Source organism: Pseudomonas kielensis, assembly GCF_030505375.1.
In the GTDB taxonomy this organism is placed as follows: domain Bacteria; phylum Pseudomonadota; class Gammaproteobacteria; order Pseudomonadales; family Pseudomonadaceae; genus Aquipseudomonas; species Aquipseudomonas kielensis.
The window spans coordinates 1,545,300-1,565,992 of the sequence record NZ_CP130043.1; the positions used below are offsets into that span (position 1 = coordinate 1,545,300).

Consider the following 20,693-nt stretch of genomic DNA (forward strand, 5'->3'; position numbering starts at 1 on the left):
TTTGGGGAACAAGGATAGTCTTTCAAGGCGCTTAAAGCTGAGATTTAGCGGATAGTCGGCCTTCGATTCTGCGTCGCACTGACATACACTGCGCGGCCGTTTTTTAACCGGAACCAGAAAGACATGAAAAACGCATCTCCAGCTCGTGCCTGCGGTATCGACTTCGGCACGTCCAACTCCACTGTCGGCTGGCTGCGCCCTGGCATGGAAACGCTCATCGCGCTGGAGGACGACAAGATCACCCTGCCTTCGGTGGTGTTCTTCAACATCGAGGAACGCCGCCCGGTGTACGGTCGCCTGGCGCTGCACGAGTACCTGGAAGGCTACGAAGGGCGCCTGATGCGTTCGCTCAAGAGCCTCCTGGGCTCCAAGCTGATCAAGCACGACACCAGTGTCCTGGGCACGGCGATGCCGTTCAAGGACCTGCTGGGCCTGTTCATCGGCCAGTTGAAGCAACGCGCCGAGACCGCCGCCGGTCGGGAATTCGAAGAAGTGGTGCTGGGCCGGCCGGTGTTCTTCGTCGATGACGACCCGATGGCCGACAAGGAAGCCGAAGACACCCTGGTGGATGTGGCCCGCGCCATTGGCTTCAAGGAAGTGTCGTTCCAGTACGAGCCGATCGCGGCCGCCTTCGACTACGAGTCGACCATCGAGCGTGAAGAGCTGGTGCTGATTGTCGACATCGGCGGCGGTACCTCCGACTTCTCCCTGGTGCGCCTGTCACCCGAGCGTCGCGGCCTGAGCGAGCGCCAGGACGACATCCTCGCCACGGGCGGCGTGCACGTCGGCGGGACCGATTTCGACAAGCAACTGAGCCTGCAAGGCGTGATGCCGCTGTTCGGCTACGGCAGCCGGATGAAAAGCGGCGCCTACATGCCCACCAGCCAGCACATGAACCTGGCCACCTGGCACACCATCAACTCGGTGTACTCGCAAAAATCCCAGCTGGCCTTGGGCAGCATGCGCTACGACATCGAGGACACCGGTGGCATCGACCGCCTGTTCAAGCTGATCGAGCAACGCGCCGGGCACTGGCTGGCCATGGAAGTGGAAGAAACCAAGATCCAGCTGACCCATGCCGACAGCCGCCACGTGCCGCTGGACCGCATCGAGCCGGGGTTGAGCGTGGAACTGAGCCGGGCACTGTTCGAGTCCGCCATCGACGGCCTGCTGGAGCGCGTGCGCAACAGCGTCAGCCAACTGTTGCTGGACGCCAATGTCGGCGTCGACCAGGTGGACACGGTGTTCTTCACCGGCGGTTCGAGCGGGATTCCGGCCCTGCGCAACAGCGTCTCGGCCATGCTGCCGAACGCCCGCCATGTCGAAGGCAACATCTTCGGCAGCATCGGCAGCGGTCTGGCGATTGAAGCGGCCAAGCGTTACGGTTCGATGGATTGAGGCGGCAGCCTTCGCTGGCCAGCGAAGGCATCCACACCCTAGACCATCCCCGCCTGCTTCAACTCGCTCTTGAGGTACGCGTAGTAAATCGGCCCTGCCACCACCCCCGGCAGGCCGAACGCGGCTTCGAACACCAGCATCGCCAGGAGCAGCTCCCACGACTTGGCACTGATCTGCCCGCCGACGATCCGCGCGTTGAGGAAGTATTCCAGCTTGTGGATGAAAATCAGGTAGCCCAGCGCCGCCATCGCCACCCAGATCGACAGTGACAAGCCGACGATGGTGATCAGGGTGTTGGACATCAGGTTGCCAATCACCGGCAGCAAGCCCAGCAGGAAGGTCAGCACGATCAGGGTCTTGGTCAGCGGCAGGTGAATGCCGAACATCGGCAGGATCACCGCCAGGAAGATCCCGGTGAAGAACGTGTTGAGCAGGGAAATCTTGATCTGTGCAAAAACGATGTTGCGAAAGGCCTGGACCAGCAGGTGCAGGCGGTCGAACAGCGCGGCGGCCAGGGGTTTGCGTTTGGTCAGGTCAGGCACCCGTTGCAGGGCAATGATTGCCCCCAGCACCATGCCGATCAGCAAGGTGACGAACATGTGCGCCGCGTCCTTGCCCACCAGTTGCAGGTCGCTCAAATGTTTGCTCAGCCACTCACCGATGGCCACGCGGAACTCGGCGGCACTGGCCGGCAAATAGGCGTCGACGAACGGCGGTAACTGGCCGCGCGCCTTATCGACCACGCCCATGAATTTATCCAGCGACGCCCCGGGATTTTCCGCTTCATGCAGCAGAAAGCTGAAGGCGCCAGCAAAGATCAACGCCAGCACACTGACCACCAGCGTACCCAGCAAGGCCACCGCCAACCAGCGCGCACGCCGTCCTTCGATCAGCCGTTGCAGTTGAGGGGTGAGCATGTTGACCAGTTCGTAGACCAGCAACCCGGCCAGCAGACTGGGCAACAACCGCAAGGGCAGGACCAGCAGCAAGCCACCAAAAATGATCACCCAACTGACTACCAGCAACACGTGACGCTGAGAAAACGTTGGCATACAGCCTCAAAACAAACGGCGTTAAAGGATTGGCAGTCTGCCAGCGTTCGGCCCTTGAAGCGAGCGGATGGCCGATATCGATCGGTACCGCTGGCTCCGGTACGGGTGGCTTGGAGGGTTACTTTTTCTTCAGGCAATCGCTCATGAACGTCTTGCGCGCCTCGCCGGTAAGGGCCTGGGTGGCGGCGGTGGCGTTGCAGGTTTTCATCTTCTCTTGCTGTGGGGTCAGGGCCTTGGCGTCATTGGCTGCCGGCTGCGCCTTGAGGCAATTGCTCATGAAGGCTTTGCGCTCGTCACCCTTGAGGGCCTTGGCGGTGGCGTCAGCGTTGCAGGTGGTCATTTTGTCCTGTTGCGCCGTGGCGGCAAACCCCTGGGAGCAGAGCAGCAGGCCGACCATCAACAACGGGATACGCAGCATCTTCATAGCGACTTCTCCTGGTTGCTGCGCCGGGAGGCGCAGCTTGAATGGCAGTGTAGACAACTGCTGTTACAGGTTCATCCAGGAGAAGAAAGTGTCAGGGGGCGATTAACCTGCCCTGCCCCGACTTCGTAGCTCGTTAGACAGGGCCAATCACATGTTCGTACTCCTCATGAGCCTTTACTCGGCGCTCAATAAGCTCGGCGCCATAGCGCTCGAAAGACACCGGCCGCCCGCCAGGCTCCCGATAGGTAGCACCCAGTGCCTTCAATGAGGTCCATTGGGCGTAAGACCCTTTCTGATGCAACTTCGCGACCTTGATTGCACGCAGGGTCGAGTCATCGCTGCCTCGCGCGGGTATCGCCGGGGGACCAGGTGGCGTGTCATGGATAAAGCTGTACTCGGCCACTGCCGGCCCGGGCTCCAGACTGATCACCGGATCGGGGTCAAAGTTGAAATAGCCTTCCTGGGCCAGGTGTGCCGCGGGAAGTTCGGGCCAGGAGTCAGCGACCACCAACTCGGCGGGCTTGCTCAGGTCACCGATGAGCACGTATTGATGGTCGAAGTCGCTGGCCCTGACGATATGCACCGCAGCCGTTCTGGGCTGGCTGGCCAGAATCGAAAAGGTCACCTTGGAGTTTTCCGAACAATTGCCGCCCATGATCTTGATGGCCGCCTGGGCGGCTTCGGCGATTGTCAGATCGGCGGTGGGCAGGCCGGTCTCCAGGTCGATCTTCCTGAGGTTTTTCAGCTTCGCGATGGCCGAACCACCTTTTTCCCAGATGCTTGGCCGCTGATTGCCGGAAAGGGGCAGCAGCTCCTTGCTGCGAGTGATGGTTCGTTGTGCCAACTGCAGATTGGCCAGGGTTGGCGCGCTGACTTCAATGACCTTGCCTGGCTGAGCAGGCCATTCAAACACCGGTGCGTAGCTGAACAAGTCCGCGGCGGTGTCCAACGATGCTCCCTCGGCCGTCGCCAACTGCGCCAGCGCATGGTACTCAGCTGCACGCCCGGTTTGATTCAGATAGCGCGCGGTCATGGCCAGTTCCCGCTGCGCAGCGGACAGTTCCCATTGTTGCTCGTTGAACGCATTGTCCAACAGGCTGGAAAACTGTTCAGGCGTCAACAGCTTGTTCAACTCGGGTAAAGACTCGACGCTTTGCCTGAGTCTTGCTGTGGCCAAGGGGCTTTCGCGCGCGTGGAAGAATGCCCACTCAAGCGTCACTAGCCCCCTCAACGAGTACTGTGCATCTATAACCCTCAATCCTTGATCGAAGGTGTCTGTACTCACTTGCCCGGCCTCGTCATAGGCAATACCCGCCCGCACCCTTAGACGCCCTTGAGTCCGCAGCACCGCCTCAGGCGTGTCCTCCACAGGAATGTCACCCGCCGCACCACCGCGCAGTCGCAGCAAGCGCGGGTCAATGGTCGGTGGTACGGGGACCGGATGAGCGTCCAGGATGGCGGGCAGTTGCTCACGCTGCAGCAAGTGCTGACGCACCGCTTGTTTGAGTTGCTCAGTTTCGCCCCGGCCAATGTTCAAGCCCTTGAGCTCATCATTGGGCAATGCCTGCAGAATCGAGGCATAAAAATCAGTCCCCGCATGCAGGACCTGACCCTGCTCGTCGCAGACCTGAAAACGCCCATCGGCCAACGCCACGATTGTGCGCTTGAGCTTCGCATCCTGGTTGCCGATGCTGTCCATGATCCTGCCCTCCACGTCGTAGCGGCGGACCTGCAGTTGGATATCCGCTGGCCAGCCCGGGAGGTTCTCCAGGGAGTGCAGGACCAGCTTGTCGGTATCAAAACCCTCGACCGAGGTCAGGTAGATGCCTTCATAAGCGCGAGCGACCCTGACCTCGTCCAGCGCCACCTGAGCCAACCCCTTGAGTCGGGCTGGCAACCGTCCTTCACTGAGCGCTTGCAACTCCTGCGCGCTGGCAACATTCAATAGCTCCTGAGCGACACTGCCCGGCAGCCCCGGCACTTGTCGGCGCACGCTTTGCACCTGCGCCGGCCAACCCGCTTCGCTCAGGGTGTAGCGCCGTTCGAACAACGCCATGCGTTGCTCGCTTGCACGGCGCGCGAGCTCTGCCCGGAGGAGGCGAGCATTAGCCTCCCAGGTGCTCACCGAAGCGCCGAGTTCCTGCTCCATCAGGTGCTGGGTTTGGGCTTCATCCAGGTGCGACAACAAGGTCTGGAGCAGGTCGCCGTTGATCAAGCGGTCCTCGTAGATCCGCGTAGGCGCAGCCGCAATCGAGCCGCTGTCCCAGAGCACTGTGGTGCCGTCGCGGGCAATCAACTGCAGTCGCCGCTCGCCCGTCAGCAGCCCGTCCAGCAGTTGCAGTTGCGTCAGGGGATCGGCTTGCAGGTAGTGCGCAGGCAGGTCACTGCCGATCTGTTCAATGAAGGTCTGTACCTGCTGATCAATCCGGAACCGGGTTGCCGTATCGCTGAGCAGCGGCAGTGGCGCCTCATTGTTCCGATAGGTGCGCCGCAAGGCTTCGACGGGTGAGCAACTGACCACGCGCATGTCGTCAAAGGACTCGTCCAGGCCTTCGACCAAGGGCCCCTGGCGGGCCATGAGGGTGTGTTCATCCCATTCCTGCGGACGTTCGCCCTCGATCACGAACGCCCCGGCGCCATTGCTTTGCACTGTCGGCTGATAGGCATCCGCCCGGCCCGGGTGCGCGACCCGATGGCCAGCGGTCTGTGGATCCTTGACCAACTCGAAGTGGCGCGAATCGACGCGCAGGATCGACTTGCCCTGATGCGGGTGCAGCCACAGTTCATTGGGTTTGGAGTCTGGAGGCAGGATCAGGTTCTGTTGCTGGTAGGGTTCGAGGTTCTGCCCCCACAAGCGCTTCTGACCATCAGCCAGGGTCACCTGCCGGGATCCTTCGATCATGGGCGAAAGCCTGGCATAAAATTGTCCACCGATGACACCAGCCGCCCCGAAGGCCGCCAATTGCGCCAGGTTCTGGGCAACCCCCAGCAGATGATCGGAGGCCTCCAGGTACTGCCCCTCGCTCAAATCCACGACCCCTTCGACGACTTCGCTGGTCAATTGATAGGCGGTGTACGCCAGCATCAGTTCCCCGAAAAACGGCACGAAGGGCGCCACAACCATCAGCGCGACATTGAAAATATCGCCGAGCATTCTTTCCAGGTTGTCGATCGACGCCCAACGCGCCGCGCGGTCCGATTCGGCGGTAGAAACCACCACGTCCCGTGCATCGTTGAAAAATTTGTTCACCTGCTGCTGGCACAAGTACCGCCAGACGTTACCGCCATAACGATGTTCGTTGTCGTCCTTGAACGACACGACACCATAATGCAGGCGCGGGTGGTCTACCGGCGTCTCTCGCCAACTGGGCAGATCCTCACCCGGCGCCTTGAGGTGCCAGGTGACGTGGGTCAGGCGTTGATTGAGACCGGCAAAGAAATACCCCCGTTGCCGGTGATCGACGAAGCGACTGAAAAACTGCTGATAACGTCGGTCTCGCAACTGGCGCGTCAATTCATTGAGCAGCTCCAGCGAGGAGGCATACTCCTTGACTGGGTGCTCTGGGTCATGGGGCACATAGGCAATCACCCGCTGGTCGAAGTGAGCAGGAACAATCAGCACGATGCCCCTCAAGCGCGTGTCCATCATGCTCAAGTGGTAATAATTGACGGCATTCGCGGACTGCGGTTGGTCGTTGATCAGGCCCTGAACCAAGCGATAGGCCTCAACACCCACATCACCCTTGACCCGTGCCAACTCCAGAGCAACAGACAAGGCGGCCTTCTGGCTGGCGATGACTCGGTACTCCAGTACGCCTTTGGCCAGACCGTCGGAGAGGTTCAGGTAATCATCGAGATAGGCCGCATACTTGGCCCCCAGGTCCAGCGCCCGACAAAGCGCCTGGAATTGCGCAATCGTTATCTTCTGGCGGGTGTCCTTGATGTGGAAACGCCCCCAGCTATCGGGCCGGGTTATAAAGTCGGACCCGGACAAATATTCTTGCGAACTTGAGAAGTTGTGCAGTGCCGCATCGAGCAACGAAATCGTACGACTGGTAGCCCCTTTGCCGAAGTCATAGGCCCAAGGCGAATGGCTCGCGGGTGAATACAGCTTCAGAAAAGTTTCCCTGACATTCTCTCGAACGCCGTATTGCGTGCTTAATGCCTCCATCAGCAGGGGCTCTGCAAATGCGTAGGGGTCTTTCAAGTCTGCGAACATCTTGTCGACCGCGTTCTGCGCCGACCAGTTCGCGGCCATCATGCGCTTGAGGACCAGGTGGTCGGCCGCCGAAACATCCTTTGTCCACTGCGGGAGAGGGGCGCGTGCGGCGCTCAATTCTTCCAGTCGCTGCGGCCTGGCTTTCGCCAGCCAGCCAGGGATGGCCTCTTTGATGAACGCGCGGTGCACGCTGGCCGGAGCCTCGGGCCCGGGTGAAGTCGTGGTGTGTGATGTCAGTTCCATCTGGCATTACCTGAGTTCTTGGCGTGATTGAAAGTCTGCGCTGAACAAAACAACAGGCGTGGCCGGCCAACCGGATAGCACCCGATTCACCAGAGAACCACGCAGGATTTTGTTCGTTCAGAGACTACTCAGCGCAGCGTACAACTCGTGTCGCCGGATAGATGAAGTACCGATCTTGCTTATGCGTATGAAACGTCTGGCCAAGGCGTAAAGACGGGATCTTGTCGACATGATCCCCCCACGGTTCAAAACCCTTTGTTTCGACGATAGTGTTCCGGCGTACAACCGGCCTGACGCTGAAACATCGCGGTAAAGGCTGACGCCGTGCTGTAGCCCATGTCGAAGGCGACTTCCTGAATGCTGCGTGGACTGTCCAACGCCTCGATCGAGGCCAGGAAGCGCAGGCGCTGGCGCCACTCGCCGAAACTCATGCCCAGTTCCCGCAGGCATTGGCGCGCCAGCGTCCGCTCGCTGATGTGCATGTGCGCGGCCCATTGCGTCTGCGTGCGGTTGTCACCCGGGGCCGCCTGCAACGCTTCAAGCACTCCCGACAATGCCGCGCTGCTGGCGTAGGGCAGATAGCCGCTGTGAACCGGTGCCTGCTGCAATTGGTCAATCAGCACCTGGGCCAGGCGCTTGTCGGCAGCCAGGGTGGGGATTTTCACATCGCGGGTGGCGAAGTCCTTGAGGATCGCCTTGAGAATGTCACTGATCGCCAGCGTGCAGGCCTGCGCTGGCAGATCGCGACACACCTGTGGCGCCAGGCACACGGCGCGATAGTTGATCGGCTGATGGCTGTAGAAACTATGCTCGGTCTGCGGCGGTACCCAGATCGCATAGTGCGGCGGTGACATGAAGCGGCTCCCACCCACCTCCATATGCAGTACGCCATGGGCCGAATACTCCAGCGTGCCCCATGGGTGGCGGTGAGCGGCGGCATACCGGTGCGCGTCGAAGTCGGCATAACGGAAGTACACCGGGGCCGGCAGTTCGCTGAAATCCAGCAGATCAATGTGTTTACGGCTCATGCTGTCCGGATTCAAGGGCAGGTTGTCTGGATTCAAGTATAGGCCTTGATCCGGACAGGCGGATAATCACCCCTCATTAACGTTCTGGTTGTCCTCATGCAATTCGCTTATCCCCTGCTGGCCATTTTCATCTGGGCCGGCAACACCGTAATCACCAAAATGTCGGCCGGGGCGATCTTCCCCGCCGAGATCGGCTTTTATCGCTGGCTGCTCGCCGGCCTGCTGTTCACCCCATTCATGCTCAAGCAAGTGGTGCAGCATTGGCCGCTCATCCGCCCGAACCTGGGCAAGATCTTTGTCCTCGGCGTGCTCGGCATGGCGGTGTATCAAAGCCTGGCGTACTTCGCCGCGAGCCTGACCTCGGCCACCAACATGGGCATCATCCTGTCGCTGATGCCGTTGATGTCACTGGCCATGGCAATCATCAGCCTCGGTCAGCGCCTGACCGCCGGGGCGCTGGCCGGGGCACTGCTGTCATTCGCCGGGGTGCTGGTGGTGGTGTCGTCCGGCAGCCTGGCGACACTGCTGGAGCATGGGGTCAACCTGGGTGACGCCATGATGCTGATCGCCACCCTCGCCTATGCGGTCTACAGCACCCTGTTGAAAAAGTGGCAACTGCGCCTGCCGCCCCTGGTGCTGCTCTACCTGCAAATACTGGTGGCGGTGGTGGTGCTGTTTCCGCTGTTCGTCGCTTCGCCGAAAACCGGCCTGACCCTCCACAATGTGCCGCTGGTGCTGTACGCCTGCCTGCTGGCCTCGATGGTTGCACCACTGGCCTGGATGCAGGCCGTGTTGCGCCTGGGCCCAAGCCGGACCACGCAGTTTTTCAACTTGCTGCCGTTGATTACCGCGCTGATTGCCGCCGTGGTGCTGCATGAAGAACTGGCGCTGTACCACCTGGTCGGCGGGGCGCTGACCCTGGGCGGAGTGATTGTGTGCGAACGCTGGACCCGGGTGCTGGGTCGCAGATGATCGGCTGTCGCTAGACGCCCGCCGCCTTCAACCGTCGGGCATGTTCGACAAACAGGCGCACCGGGTCCGCGCCCTTGCCCACCAGCCCGAGCGACTGGTTGACGATGTCGAAGTGATCCAGCGGAAAATCATCACCGATGACCTTGCCCAGGTGGGAGCTGTAGCGCCCGACCATGCCGTCGCAGTGCCCGGACTCGCGGACGAAGGTGCGGGCAAACAGACGGCAGCTACGGTTAGTGCCGTCGATCAGATTGCCGCCACGATCCGTGATGCCCGGCTGCAGGGTGCCGGACCAGGAGTAGTAACGCACACCATTGACCTCCTCCGGCCCGTGCCCGCCCCAATGCGCGGGCAAGCCCTGTGGATAACATTGGTTGAACCGTGCCACCCCTGCGCTGGTCAGCGAGTTGTGGGAGGCGTGCACGTCCACCGGCCATCGGCGCACGTGGTGGCCGGTTTCCAGCAGCCCCATCAGCCAGGCGACGCCTTGTAAAAAGGCACTTAGCAGCCGGCCTTTGGCGCTCTCGGGCGGGTAGTGTTGGTGCAGGTAGTCCGCCAGCTCCGAGCCGTGGTTGGGGCCGGCCACCGAGGTCACCGACGCCACTAGGTCGGGGCGTTTGGCGGCGGCGTAGCGCGCGGTCAACGAGCCTTGGCTATGGCCGATCAGGTTGACCTTGCTGGCACCGGTTTCCTGCAGGATCGCCTCGATCTGCAGCAGCAGCTCTTCGCCGCGCACCTCGTTGGAGTTGACCGGCGACACCTGCACCGCAATCACCGTGGCCCCGCCCCGACGCAGCGCCGGGATGATCCCGTACCAGTACGGGTACAGCACCAGGCGAACAAACCCGAGCATGCCCGGGACCAGCACCATGGGGTAGCGAGGGGCGGTGTCTTGCGACATGTGAAAACATCCTTGTGATCAATGGGAAGGCCCGGGAGGGGGTGCAAGACGCCAGCCATCAGTATCGCCAGCCAGGATGACGCCTGCACGACCACTCTATGACATTCCCCCGCGACCGCTTCAACCTCGTCATCGAGGCTCGCAATATCCGATAAAACTTTTCTCCCGGCTCATCACTCACACCTAGGGAGCACGCCAACAGAGTGTGATGCCCAGTGATCAGCCCGAGGAGATCGAGATGAGCGAGCAACAGTTGTCTGATATCAACACCCTGCGCCAGCGGGCGCGCACCCACGTCGAGAACGGCGCCGTGACCGAAGGCTACAGCGCCAACCGCGAGGAGGTGCTGCGTCTACTCAATGAATCCCTGGCCACCGAGTTGGTGTGTGTGCTGCGCTACAAACGCCATTACTTCATGGCCGATGGCCTGAAGGCCGCGGTGGCCGCCCAGGAATTCCTCGAACACGCCACCCAGGAAGCCGAGCACGCCGACAAACTTGCCGAGCGCATCGTGCAACTGGGGGGTGAACCGGAATTCAATCCGGACTTGCTGTCGAAGAACGCCCATGCGCAATACGTCGCCGGTAATACCCTCAAGGAAATGGTCTACGAGGACCTGGTGGCCGAACGTATCGCAATCGACAGTTATCGCGAGATCATTCAGTACATCGGTGACAAGGACCCGACTACCCGCCGGTTGTTCGAAGATATCCTGGCCCAGGAAGAAGAGCATGCCGACGACATGGCGGACTTGCTGAAGGACTTGTAGGCTCGCCTGTTCAGCCTTGTTGTGGCGATCCACAACAAGGCTCCCTCACTCGTCAAACCCGCAGATCAGCCCTTCACGGTCTTCGGCGCCTTGCCTGACTTCATCTGCTCCAGCAACGGTGCACATTGATTCGGTTCGCCACCACTGGGTGCGACCAGCGCCAGCAACCCGGCCGCCGGGCCGGCTATGACTCCCAACGCCACCATCCCCGCGCCGCGCAGCATCAACGGCACGCCCTTGACCCCGGCATCCGGCTTGATGAACTTGCCGCGCACGTACAGCGGTGAACGCAAGGAGATCAACCGCCAGCCCTTGGACTCTGGGGTAATGGTCAGGTCCAGTTGTTCGCTGGCCATGTTCGCTGTGCCGTCGATGTAGATGATCGCGTTCTCGGTGTCGAACACAAACAGGCGCGTGGTTGCCAGGCCGCTCTTGATGCCGAAGTCGGCCGCCGCGCAATTGATCTTCACTTCCTTGTCGCCAAAGATCTTGCCGACCAGGTAGTTGCCCACGTTCAACCCGGCCAGCTCCATCAGTTCCCGGCTGATCGCGCCGTCGTTGATCAGCATCTTCAAATCGCCATTGGCACTGCCCAGCAACGCCGCCACCGAGTTGCCCCGCCCGGCAATGTCGGCATCGCCATTGAGTTCGCCGAAGCTGGTTTTCATCGGCTCAAAGGTCGGGAACAGCTGCTTGAGCTTGAAGCCCCGCGCGCTCAGTTTGGCCCGGCCTTCCAGCGGCGTGGTCTGGCCGTTGAGGCGGATCTGCGCGTCCAGCTTGCCGCCCGCCACGCCAAAGCGCAGTGGCTGCAGGTTGAGCTGGCCGTCATTGAGGATCACGTGGGCATACAGGTCATTGAACGGCAGTTTCTCGCTGTGGACGATGCGCTTGCCGGTGAATTCGACATCCGCGTCCATATCGCGCCAGCGCTCCGTGCGGAACTCCTCCACCGGCAGCACCTTGTCGGCCGGCTGTTTGCTGTCGCCGCCACGGGCCTTTTGCTTGGCGTTGGAGTCGGCGCCGATCAAGGGCGCGAGGTCGACGAACAGCAGCTGATTGGAGACCAGCGCGCCACTGAGCTTGGGCCGTGGCTTGCTGGCCACATAGGCCAGGTTGCCATGGATGTCGCTGCCGCCGATGGTGCCGTTGAAATCTTCATAGCGGAACGTCGCCCCCTCCTGCGCCCGCAGGTTGGCGATCAGATGACCGTCGGTGGCGTACGGGGAGGAGTCCGGCAGGGTGATGCCGGTCAATGGGTAGAGATTGCCCAGGCTGCTGCCCGCCAGTTTCAGGCGCAGGTCCAGGGCGCCGAGGTTCAGCGGATCGGTCAGGGTGCCGGCCAGCTCGACCCGAGTGTCGGCAATCCGCACCTGGGCCTGCAGCGCAAAGGGCTTGGCGGCATCCTGCAAGGCCAGCAGGCCGCCGATCTTGCCCTGGCCGGTAAGCGCCTGGCCGTGGTACTGGCCTTTGACCTGCAGGGCAAACGCATAATCCTGAGGCGCCGCGCCCTTGTCCTGGGCTTTTTTCGCGGTCTCGTCACCGACGATATCGCTGAACGGAATCGGCTTGCCCAATGGGTCGATCAGCAGGTCGAGGCGGGTTTTCAGGCTCTGGTCGTCGAGGGTCACGTGGCCTTTGTCGAAGCCAATCGCGCCGATATCCACCGCCCAACTGGACGGTTCGGCATTCGGGTCCTTGGGGTCGAAGGTGAAGGTCCAATTGGCGCGTCCGTCCGCCAGGCGCTGCAGCTGGGCATTGGGCTCGGTCAGGTCGATGCGCGGAATCACCACGCGCTGCGCCAGCAGGGCCAGCGGCGAGATCCGCAGCTCGACCCGTTTCAGGCTGACCATCTGTGGTTGTTTGGACCAGTCGGGGTTGCCCAGGCTCAGGTCCTCGGCCACCACATGCGGCCACGGCACCCAGGCACGCCAGCCACCCTCGTCGAGTTCGCGCTGCCACACCACCGCCAGGTTGCCATTGATGGCAAAGGGCCGATGCAACTCCTGCGAGACCTTGGCATTGAGCGTTGGCTTGATCCGGTTCCAATCGAAGAACGCGATGACCAGCACCAACACGGCGATCAACAGCACCAGGCTGGCAAAGACCCAGGCGAGAATTTTACGGGTGCGCGTCATTGCACAAAGCTCCTGATGACTGCTCGGCGCCCGGACCGCGACGCTCGATAAAAATCCTAGGCCAGAAATCGACCGACTATGAAAACTACGACTGGCAAATGGCCCGCAGGTTTAACCAAAAACGCGATTCAGCGGTAAATAGCGGCTTTTTTCCTGACCCAGTCGACAGAATTCTGTTACCTGGGCGGCACTTCGAGGGCGCACAAGCGGGTCGAAAATACCCAATCCGGTGCCGAAACGCTCCCCGCAAACCCCCGCTCTAGAGGCGCCCGGCAGAACAATCAATTCTGTTGATTATTACCATTGTCTTTATGAACTTTTATATCAACTTATCGAGAGTAGCATTGGCTCCGTACCCACTTTATCGCCCCCACACGGAGCAACCGATCATGAAACGCCAATTACTGCTGAGCCTGACCCTTTCCCTCCTCGCCGCTAACGCTTTTGCCTTGCCAGCGGCCGAGCAAGCCACGCCACAATCCAAAGCCGAACATTCGGTGTTCAGCCAGACCGTTGCCGAAGGGGGTTCCGACCGCCTGCTGGAACGCAACAAAGTCGCCGCCGATGGCTACGACCGCACTCCACAAGGCCAGACCGTTGCCGAAGGCGGCCGTGATCGCCTGGAAGAAAAAGGCCTGGTTGAAGATGGCTACGACCGTACCCCACAAGGCCAGGTCGTTGCCGAAGGTGGCGGTGACCGTGTCATCGAACGCAACAGCGCAGTGAGCTGAGCCCATGGTGGCCCGGAAAAAAGCCCGATTCCCTGGAGTCGGGCTTTGACTTTGCGTCAACCGCAACGCCCCGCCACACCCTCGCTGTCACCGACCCACTGAAGTTCGACGCCAGCAAAGCCGATTTGCTAGAGTGCGCCGCTGTCCCTGATTAGAAGTCAGCCGCCTGATGCTGCCCCGCGCCGAACAGAAACAACAGACCCGCAACGCCCTGATGGACGCAGCTCGCCACCTGATGGAGTGCGGCCGCGGATTCGGCAGCCTGAGCCTGCGCGAAGTGGCGAAAACCGCCGGCATCGTCCCCACAGGCTTCTATCGGCATTTTGCCGATATGGACCAACTGGGCCTGGTGCTGGTCAGCGAAGTCGGCCAGACCTTCCGCGAGACCATTCGCCTGGTGCGCCACAACGAGTTCGTCATGGGCGGGATCATCGATGCCTCGGTGCGCATTTTCCTCGACGTGGTCGCGGCCAACCGTTCGCAGTTCCTGTTCCTCGCCCGTGAGCAATACGGCGGATCACTGCCGGTGCGCCAGGCCATTGGCCAGTTGCGCGAGAACATCAGCGCCGACCTTGCGGCAGACCTGGCATTGATGCCCAAGCTGCAACACCTGGACCTGGCGGGCCTGTCGGTGATGGCGGACCTGATCGTCAAGAGCGTGTTCGCCACCCTGCCCGACATTATCGATCCGCCCGCTGAAGCGCTGCCCGAGCATCTGACCCCGCAAGCGAAGATCACTCAGCAATTGCGCTTCATCTTTATTGGCCTCAAGCATTGGCAGGGGCTGGGCAGTACCGAGTAAGCCCTTGGACCGTCGCCGGGGCGCGCAACAAAAAGGTGCGCCCGCCCGCCTCTTCGCACCAAACCACACCACTGCATCGCCCCTTGTCCCGCACCACTTTCTAGCATTCGCGGGCTAACCGGGGAAATTTCCTACAACCTTTCCTGTTGGCAAGCCCCTTGCTCTAGCCCCTGCATCGTCCTTTGCCGGAAGCTTGCCATGCTGGTGATTCATCGCAGAATCGACCCTCAACCCCTCTGGGCCGCCGAGTTGCACCTGAACTTCGAGGCCCGCAGCAAAAGCCGCCTGCGCTGTTTCAGTGCCACGGGGGAAGACGTCGGCCTGTTTCTGGAGCGCGGCCAGCCACCGCTGTCCGACGGCGAATGCCTGGAGGCCGAGGACGGCCGCATCGTGCGGGTCTGCGCCCGCCCTGAACAACTGCTGCACGTCACCTGCGCCAACGCCTTCGAATTGACTCGCGCGGCCTATCACCTGGGCAATCGCCACGTGGCCCTGCAAGTGGGAGATGGCTGGTTGCGCCTGCTCGACGACTACGTGCTCAAGGCCATGCTCGAACAGCTGGGTGCCAGGGCCGTCAGTATCGAGGCGCCGTTCCAGCCGGAACACGGTGCCTACGGCGGCGGCCATCACCACTCGCGTCACGGCGACGAAGACTTCAACTACGCGCCCAAACTGCATCAGTTCGGCGTACGCCTGTGAATCCCGCCTGGGCGCTGCTACGCCTGGCCAGTCCACAACTGCCGATTGGCGGCTACAGCTATTCCCAGGGCCTGGAAATGGCGGTGGACAACGGCCGCGTCAGCGACCCTTCGACGGCCAGGCGCTGGATCAGCGACCAGTTGCTGCTCAACCTCGCACGCTTTGAAGCGCCCTTGCTGCTCGCCCACTGCAGTGCTGCCGCCAGCGAAGACTGGCCGCAGTTGTGGCGCCTCTGTGAACAGCACCGCGCCAGCCGGGAAACCCGCGAGCTGCATCAGGAAAGCCGGCAGATGGGCTACTCCCTGCAACAGCTGCTCAGCGGTTTGCCGGAGCTGGACCCGCCTGCCCGGGAGTTTCTGCAGCGCTGCCACGAACCCCATCTGGCCCTGGGCTGGGCGCTGGCCGCCCGGGCCTGGCACATCAGTGCTCAGGACGCCCTGGCCGCCTGGCTGTGGAGTTGGCTGGAAAACCAGCTGGCGGTACTGATGAAAACCCTGCCGCTGGGCCAGCAAGCGGCGCAGCGCCTGACCAGTGAATTGCTGCCGCTGCTGCAACAGGCGCAGCAGAACGCCAACCGAATCAACCCCGAACACCTCGGCAGCGCCGCGTTCGGTCTATCCCTGGCGTGCATGGCCCATGAGCGCCAGTACAGCCGCCTGTTCCGTTCCTAGGGCCGGTCATTTTGGAGAATCACATGAACACACAACCTTTGCGTGTCGGTATCGGCGGTCCGGTCGGTTCCGGCAAAACCGCCCTGACCCTGGCCCTGTGCCTGGCGCTGCGTGAGCGCTACAACCTGGCGGTGGTGACCAACGACATCTATACCCGCGAAGACGCCGATTTCCTGGTGCGCAACCAAGCGCTGGCACCGGAGCGGATCATTGGCGTGGAGACCGGTGGCTGCCCGCACACGGCGATTCGCGAAGACGCCTCGATCAACCTGGAGGCGGTTGATCAACTGAACCGGCGTTTTCCAGGGCTGGACCTGATCCTGGTGGAGTCCGGCGGCGACAACCTGTCGGCGACCTTCAGCCCCGAGCTGTCCGACCTGACCATCTACGTGATCGATGTCTCGGCGGGCGACAAGCTGCCGCGCAAAGGCGGGCCAGGGATCTGCAAGTCCGACCTGCTGGTGATCAACAAGATCGACCTGGCCCCGCTGGTGGGCGCCTCTCTGACCCTGATGGACAGCGATACCCAGCGCATGCGCAACGGCAAACCCTTTGTCTTCAGCAACCAGAAGACCGGCCAGGGCCTTGAACAGATCATCGCCTTCATTGAACGCCAGGGCCTGCTGACCGCGGCCTGACAGTTATCCACACGACACTCGCAAAGGAAGCCTATCCATGACACTCAAACGCCTATTCGCCGCCGCGGCCCTGCTGCTCACCCCGGCCCTGGCCTTCGCTCACCCGGGCCACGGTGACAATGGTTTGCTGGCCGGCATCAGCCACCCCATCGGCGGCCTTGATCACCTGCTGGCGATGCTCGCCGTCGGTTTGTGGGCTGCGCAACAGCAAGGTGCCGCACGCTGGGCACTGCCCTGCACGTTCGTCGGCACCATGCTGCTGGGCGGGGTGCTCGGGTTCGAGGGCTTGAGCCTGCCGGCCCTGGAGAGCGGGATTGCGGCCTCGGTGCTGGCCCTGGGCCTGGCGGTGGCGCTGGCAGTGCGCCCAGCCCTGAGCCTGGCCGTCGGCGCCACCGCCCTGTTTGCCCTGTTCCACGGCGTGGCCCACGGCCTGGAGCTACCCGAGATGTCCAGCCCCTGGACCTACGCCGGCGGCTTCGTCGTTGCCACCGCGGCCCTGCATGCTGCCGGGTACGCCCTGGTGCGCGTGTTACCGCAAGCCGCCGCGCCGTTGGTACGCCTGGCCGGTGCAGCATCGGCGGCGACCGGGGTCTGGCTGCTGGCTGGCTGATGAGGTGCCGTTGCCGGCAACAAGCTGCAAGCAGATCGGCTCTGACTTGCAGCTTGAAGCGAGCAGCTTGAAGCTTGCCTCCCTCAGGCCTGCTACCATGTCGCGCAAACACCCCTGCCGTGACGACGCCAGCCAATGCCCCATGCTCCCCGCTCTGCCTCCCAGCCTGAACTGACCGCTCTGTTTGCCACCGTGCAGCAGCATTTTCGCGGCGTGATCGTGCCTCTCTGGCAGGGTCCGGGCTGGAATGCGCAAATGGCATTGCCCTACGAAGCCCTGGATGCCCAGCACCAGCCATTGCCGCCCCAGCGCTATCGGGCGATGGCCTGCGCGCGCCAGCTGTACCTGTTCGCCAGCCTGATCGGTGAAGTGCCGGCAGCCGAGGAGCGGGCAGCGGCGCTGTTCCGTTCGTTGCAACAGCACTTTCATGATGGCGAGCATGGCGGCTGGTTCTACAGCATCGACCCTTCGGGCGCGCCGCTGGATCAGCGCAAGGACCTCTACACCCACGCCTTCATCCTCTTCGCCTGCGCCCATTACTGGGCCAAGGTGCGTGAGCCGCTGGTGGAGTCGGTGCTCAATGCCGCCCTGCAAGTGCTTGCCCAGCACTTTGCCAGTGGCAACGGCCTGTACGAAGCGAGCCTGGACCGCGACTGGTCGTCACTCGGCACAGGCCCCCTGCAAAACCCGCTGATGCACCTGGCCGAAGCCTTCCTGGCCATCCTGGCGGTGCGCGAGGACCTGGCCGTCGAGGCGGCACTCAAGGCGTTGTGCGCCGCCATGCAGCAGCACTTCATCGACCCGCAGCACGGGGTGATGATGGAGAAACCGCTGGGGGCTGTGGATAACTGGTTTGAACCGGGGCATCAGTTCGAATGGTTTTTCCTGCTGGACGCCTCGCCGACCCTGCGCGGCTCGGCGCTGCATGCCTCGCTGGACCGCGCCTTCGCCTTCACCGAACAACGGGGGGTGGAGCCGCAGACCGGGGCCGTCGCCGCCATGCTCGAACTGGCGGAGGGCGAACAGCCGCGCGACGCCACCCAGCGCATCTGGGCCCAGGCCGAATACCTGCGGGCCCTGACCTTGCGCCCCGCCAGCCAGGCGGTGCTGTTGCGCCAGTTGCACGCCTTGCAGCAACGCTTCCTGCATGCCGGCGGCTGGCACGAATGCCTGGACGCCAGCGGCACGGTCAGCCGCCAGGATATGCCGTCGACCACGCCCTATCACCTGGCGACCTGTTATCGCGGGTTGGCTGAATACCTGGGCTGAGGTGACGATCGCTGTCGCGAGCAAAACCTGCCCGCGATTGGCGCGACTCGGTCCTCAGCCAGCAATCCACTTCGGGTCTGCGGTAAAGCTGATGGTCAGCCAGCGCGCGGCATCCGGCTTGCCCAACTGCGCCGAAATCTGCTCGCGCAGGGCATCCAGCGTCGCCACGCCCTCCAGCCGGTAATCGGCCGGCAACACCACGTGAATCTCGATGAACCGCGCCCGCCCGTGTTTCTGCACATAGCTGACGTAGTCGGCAAAACCGTGCTCGGCCTTGGCCGCGTCCATGACCTGGCGCACCTTGTCATCCAGTTGGTCGGGGGCAATGCCCAGCACATCGCGCAGCGCCGGGCGCAGGATCTTCCAGGCCGGTGCCAGCATGCTCAGGGCCAGCAGGATCAGGATCAGCGGGTCGACGTACAGCGCCCACTGGCCATACCCCTGGGTCTTGAGCAGCAGCGCCGTGAGGAAACTCACCAGCAAGCCCACCGACAGCATGGCGTCCACCAGCCAACTGATGTTGTCGAACTGGATCAACGTGGACTTAAGCGTGCGATTGCGGTGGCGGATGTAGAAGAAATAGGCGAACTCGACAACGGTAAACACCGCCGCGTAGACGATCACCAGCCCCAACTCAATCTCGCGGCCACCGTTGATGATGCCGAACACACCGTTGAGAAAGGCATAGATCGCGATCAGCAGCAGGAAGCTGCCTTCGATCAACAGCACCATGGGTTCCAGGTGCCAGAAGCCGAACTGGAAGCGCTGATTGCTTTGCTTGGCGATCAGTTGGGCGGTGATCAACATCAGGACCTTGATGAAGGTCGCGATCAACGAAAAGAAACCATCAAACAGGATGGATTGGGACCCGGAAACAAAACCCGTGACGATCCCGGCGATCGCCACGGCTAACATCAGGATGGTCGATTGCTTGAGCAGTGCCTGCTCACCTCGGTTACTCACATGGCCTCCTTGTGAACCCGGACAACCGCGACTTGCGGTGGGGGTTTCAACAAGGAGTGTACCTTATGCCCTGTTTTGGCCGATTCGACGCCTCCCTCTTACCCCTTGGCGTTGCGATCAATCGCAAAGCCACCCCAGGTCTGGCTCACGGGCATCAGTTCCAGGCGGTTGATGTTGATGTGTGCCGGCGCGTTGAGCACCCAGAAGATGGTCTCGGCAATGTCCTGCGGCTGGATCGGCTCGGCGCCGGCATAGGTCGCGTCGTAGCGCGCCTGGTCGCCGGCAAAGCGCACCAGCGAGAACTCGCTTTCGCACAGGCCCGGCTCGATATTGCTGACACGCACGCCAGTGCCCTGCAGGTCGCACCGCAGGTTCAACGAGAACTGTTTGACGAAGGCCTTGCTCGCGCCATACACGTGGCTGCCCGGGTACGGGTAGTTGCCGGCAATGGAGCCCAGGTTGATGATCCCGGCGCCGCGGCCGTGGGCGATCAGGCGGGGCAACAACAGGCGCGTGCTGTACATCAGGCCCTTGATGTTGGTGTCGACCATGGTGTCCCAATCGTCGAGGTCGCACTTGGGTGCCGGGTCCACGCCCAGGGCCAGGCCGGCGTTGTTGATCAGCCCGCGCAGCGTGGCAAAGGAGGGTGGCAGGTTGGCGATGGCCGCTTCCATCGCCTGACGATCACGCACATCGAGCACCAGACCATGGACCTCGGTCTGCTTCGACAATTCGGCACACAGGGCATTCAGACGTTCTTCACGACGCCCCGTCAGCACCAGTTTCCAGCCAGCTTCGGCAAAACGACGGGCGCAGGCTTCACCAAAACCGGATGTGGCGCCGGTAATAAACAGGGTGTTGGACATCGTGACCTCCTGGAATGGGCTGATCCACAGCCTTGAAATAGATAAACAAGCGGCAGCATGCCCGGCCACGTTCCCGGGGGCAACCTCAGGTTTTCTGGACAAAAAACCACCAACTTGCCCGAGCCCTTGTGGGCCGTGGCCCGCAGCCAACTGCACGCACCTTATCCACAGCCCCGTCCACAATCTTTGGGGGCAAGTGCAAAAGCCTGGGCACCGCTATCCACAAGGCTTTGCGGGCAGATTGAAAAGTTTTTTGCTTGACCCCGGCCGCCCCACGTGTCGCCCTCCCGGGTTGAACGCGAC

At 62.1% G+C, this 20,693-nt stretch carries 18 protein-coding genes; 10 read left to right on the plus strand and 8 right to left on the minus strand.

What is annotated here, in order from left to right:
* Window positions 1–123 precede the first annotated feature (123 nt).
* A complete protein-coding gene (locus Q1W70_RS07385; RefSeq protein WP_166589873.1) occupies window positions 124–1,398 on the plus strand; it encodes an Hsp70 family protein in 1,275 nt (424 codons plus the stop codon).
* Window positions 1,399–1,436: 38 nt separating this feature from the next.
* Here the strand turns inward: Q1W70_RS07385 and Q1W70_RS07390 are convergent, their stop codons facing one another.
* The 4 genes from Q1W70_RS07390 to Q1W70_RS07405 form a co-directional block, all read right to left on the minus strand.
* The gene (locus Q1W70_RS07390; protein ID WP_095169528.1) at window positions 1,437–2,450 is read right to left on the minus strand and encodes an AI-2E family transporter; all 1,014 of its coding nucleotides are present in this window, start codon (window positions 2,448–2,450) and stop codon (window positions 1,437–1,439) included.
* 118 nt (window positions 2,451–2,568) lie between these two features.
* A complete protein-coding gene (locus Q1W70_RS07395; RefSeq protein WP_166589872.1) occupies window positions 2,569–2,874 on the minus strand; it encodes a PsiF family protein in 306 nt (101 codons plus the stop codon).
* A gap of 133 nt (window positions 2,875–3,007) precedes the next feature.
* Window positions 3,008–7,336 carry a dermonecrotic toxin domain-containing protein gene (locus Q1W70_RS07400; protein WP_302098723.1) on the minus strand — a complete coding sequence of 1,443 codons (4,329 nt, stop codon included), beginning with the start codon at window positions 7,334–7,336 and terminating at the stop codon, window positions 3,008–3,010.
* 245 nt (window positions 7,337–7,581) lie between these two features.
* The gene (locus Q1W70_RS07405) at window positions 7,582–8,364 is read right to left on the minus strand and encodes an AraC family transcriptional regulator (RefSeq protein WP_166589871.1); all 783 of its coding nucleotides are present in this window, start codon (window positions 8,362–8,364) and stop codon (window positions 7,582–7,584) included.
* A 96-nt stretch (window positions 8,365–8,460) separates the two neighbouring features.
* On the opposite strand from Q1W70_RS07405, the gene Q1W70_RS07410 reads away from it, so the two are divergent.
* Window positions 8,461–9,336: a DMT family transporter gene (locus tag Q1W70_RS07410; protein WP_166589870.1), complete on the plus strand. Its 876-nt coding sequence runs from the start codon at window positions 8,461–8,463 to the stop codon at window positions 9,334–9,336.
* A gap of 10 nt (window positions 9,337–9,346) precedes the next feature.
* On the opposite strand, the gene Q1W70_RS07415 is transcribed toward Q1W70_RS07410, so the two are convergent.
* Window positions 9,347–10,237, minus strand: coding sequence for an esterase/lipase family protein (locus tag Q1W70_RS07415; RefSeq protein WP_265537119.1), 891 nt, complete (start codon window positions 10,235–10,237; stop codon window positions 9,347–9,349).
* Between the two features lie 238 nt (window positions 10,238–10,475).
* Here Q1W70_RS07415 and Q1W70_RS07420 point away from each other — a divergent pair, with 238 nt between their 5' ends.
* A complete protein-coding gene (locus tag Q1W70_RS07420; protein WP_166589868.1) occupies window positions 10,476–11,006 on the plus strand; it encodes a ferritin-like domain-containing protein in 531 nt (176 codons plus the stop codon).
* Window positions 11,007–11,071: 65 nt separating this feature from the next.
* Here the strand turns inward: Q1W70_RS07420 and Q1W70_RS07425 are convergent, their stop codons facing one another.
* On the minus strand, window positions 11,072–13,141 hold the full coding sequence (locus Q1W70_RS07425) for an AsmA family protein (protein ID WP_166589867.1): 2,070 nt from the start codon (window positions 13,139–13,141) through the stop codon (window positions 11,072–11,074).
* 389 nt (window positions 13,142–13,530) lie between these two features.
* Between Q1W70_RS07425 and Q1W70_RS07430 the strand changes: the two genes are divergently transcribed.
* The 7 genes from Q1W70_RS07430 (at window position 13,531) to Q1W70_RS07460 (ending at window position 18,561) form a co-directional block, all read left to right on the plus strand.
* Window positions 13,531–13,872, plus strand: a complete 342-nt coding sequence (locus Q1W70_RS07430) for a hypothetical protein (RefSeq protein WP_166589866.1) — start codon at window positions 13,531–13,533, stop codon at window positions 13,870–13,872.
* Between the two features lie 169 nt (window positions 13,873–14,041).
* Window positions 14,042–14,674 carry a TetR family transcriptional regulator gene (locus tag Q1W70_RS07435; protein ID WP_166589865.1) on the plus strand — a complete coding sequence of 211 codons (633 nt, stop codon included), beginning with the start codon at window positions 14,042–14,044 and terminating at the stop codon, window positions 14,672–14,674.
* Between the two features lie 198 nt (window positions 14,675–14,872).
* Window positions 14,873–15,373, plus strand: coding sequence for an urease accessory protein UreE (gene ureE, locus Q1W70_RS07440; RefSeq protein ID WP_182343282.1), 501 nt, complete (start codon window positions 14,873–14,875; stop codon window positions 15,371–15,373).
* Window positions 15,370–16,044, plus strand: coding sequence for an urease accessory protein UreF (locus Q1W70_RS07445; protein WP_302098724.1), 675 nt, complete (start codon window positions 15,370–15,372; stop codon window positions 16,042–16,044). The genes ureE and Q1W70_RS07445 overlap by 4 nt, the downstream gene beginning before the upstream one ends.
* 23 nt (window positions 16,045–16,067) lie before the next feature.
* On the plus strand, window positions 16,068–16,682 hold the full coding sequence (gene ureG / locus Q1W70_RS07450; RefSeq protein ID WP_166589862.1) for an urease accessory protein UreG: 615 nt from the start codon (window positions 16,068–16,070) through the stop codon (window positions 16,680–16,682).
* A gap of 37 nt (window positions 16,683–16,719) precedes the next feature.
* Complete coding sequence (locus Q1W70_RS07455; protein WP_166589861.1) at window positions 16,720–17,292, plus strand: HupE/UreJ family protein; 573 nt, start codon at window positions 16,720–16,722, stop codon at window positions 17,290–17,292.
* A gap of 135 nt (window positions 17,293–17,427) precedes the next feature.
* The gene (locus Q1W70_RS07460) at window positions 17,428–18,561 is read left to right on the plus strand and encodes an AGE family epimerase/isomerase (RefSeq protein WP_182343278.1); all 1,134 of its coding nucleotides are present in this window, start codon (window positions 17,428–17,430) and stop codon (window positions 18,559–18,561) included.
* A 54-nt stretch (window positions 18,562–18,615) separates the two neighbouring features.
* On the opposite strand, the gene Q1W70_RS07465 is transcribed toward Q1W70_RS07460, so the two are convergent.
* Complete coding sequence (locus Q1W70_RS07465) at window positions 18,616–19,524, minus strand: cation diffusion facilitator family transporter (protein WP_166589859.1); 909 nt, start codon at window positions 19,522–19,524, stop codon at window positions 18,616–18,618.
* A 98-nt stretch (window positions 19,525–19,622) separates the two neighbouring features.
* Window positions 19,623–20,390 carry an SDR family oxidoreductase gene (locus tag Q1W70_RS07470; protein WP_166589858.1) on the minus strand — a complete coding sequence of 256 codons (768 nt, stop codon included), beginning with the start codon at window positions 20,388–20,390 and terminating at the stop codon, window positions 19,623–19,625.
* Between the last annotated feature and the right edge of the window lie 303 nt (window positions 20,391–20,693).